The sequence below is a fragment of the Klebsiella sp. BIGb0149 genome (assembly GCF_004362605.1).
GTDB lineage: Bacteria > Pseudomonadota > Gammaproteobacteria > Enterobacterales > Enterobacteriaceae > Klebsiella > Klebsiella terrigena.
In genome coordinates, this window is record NZ_SNYG01000018.1 from 1 (window position 1) to 1,418 (window position 1,418).

Sequence of the window (1,418 nt, forward strand, 5' to 3'; positions counted from 1 at the left end):
GAAGCCACCTGCTCAACCGGCTGGTGCGTCGGGCCGTCTTCGCCCAGACCGATGGAGTCGTGGGTGTAGACCATCACCTGACGCTGCTTCATCAGCGCCGCCATACGCACCGCGTTACGCGCGTACTCCACGAACATCAGGAAGGTGGAGGTGTACGGCAGGAAGCCGCCGTGCAGGGAGATACCGTTGGCAATCGCGGTCATCCCGAACTCACGCACGCCGTAGTGGATGTAGTTCCCGGCGGTGTCTTCGTTGATGGCTTTCGAACCGGACCAGATAGTCAGGTTCGACGGCGCCAGGTCAGCCGAGCCGCCGAGGAATTCAGGCAGCAGCGGGCCAAAGGCTTCAATCGCATTCTGCGACGCTTTACGGCTGGCGATTTTCGCCGGGTTAGCCTGCAGCTTCGCAATGAACTCGTTCGCTTTCGCGTCGAAGTCGGCCGGCATCTCGCCTTTCATACGGCGGGTATACTCGGCGGCTTCCTGCGGGAAGGCGCTGGCGTAGGCGGCAAACTTCTCGTTCCACGCCGCTTCTTTCGCCTGACCGGCTTCTTTTGCATCCCACTGCGCGTAGATGTCAGACGGGATTTCAAACGCCGGGTGTTTCCAGCCCAGGGCCTCGCGGGTCAGCGCGATTTCCGCGTCGCCCAGCGGCGCGCCGTGGGAGTCGTGGGTACCGGCTTTGTTCGGCGAACCGAAGCCGATGATGGTTTTGCACATCAGCAGGGACGGTTTGTCGCTCACCGCGCGCGCTTCTTCCACCGCGCGCTTGATGGCGTCGGCGTCATGGCCGTCCACGCCGCGCACCACGTGCCAGCCGTAGGCTTCGAAACGTTTAGCGGTATCGTCGGTGAACCAGCCTTCAACGTGACCGTCGATGGAGATGCCGTTGTCGTCATAGAACGCCACCAGCTTGCCCAGCTTCAGGGTACCGGCCAGGGAGCACACTTCGTGAGAAATGCCTTCCATCATGCAGCCGTCGCCCATGAAGGCGTAGGTGAAGTGGTCAACGATATCGTGGCCCGGACGGTTGAACTGCGCCGCCAGGGTTTTTTCAGCAATCGCCATGCCGACCGCGTTGGCAATCCCCTGACCCAGCGGGCCGGTGGTGGTTTCAACGCCGGCGGTGTAGCCGACTTCCGGGTGGCCCGGGGTTCTGGAGTGCAGCTGACGGAAGTTTTTCAGTTCTTCAATCGGCAGATCATAACCGGTGAGATGCAGCAGGCTGTAAATCAGCATTGAGCCGTGGCCGTTGGAGAGCACGAAACGGTCGCGATCGGCCCAGGCCGGGTTGTTCGGGTTATGATTCAGGAAATCACGCCACAGGACTTCGGCAATGTCAGCCATACCCATCGGGGCACCCGGGTGGCCGGATTTGGCTTTCTGTACCGCGTCCATGCTCAGCGCACGAATAGCGTT

General features: G+C 61.5%; 1 protein-coding gene. It reads right to left on the bottom strand.

Features of this window, described 5'->3' with window-relative positions:
• On the bottom strand, positions 1 to 1,418 hold a 1,418-nt coding region (gene tkt, locus EDF75_RS27010), incomplete at both ends, for a transketolase (protein ID WP_133601485.1).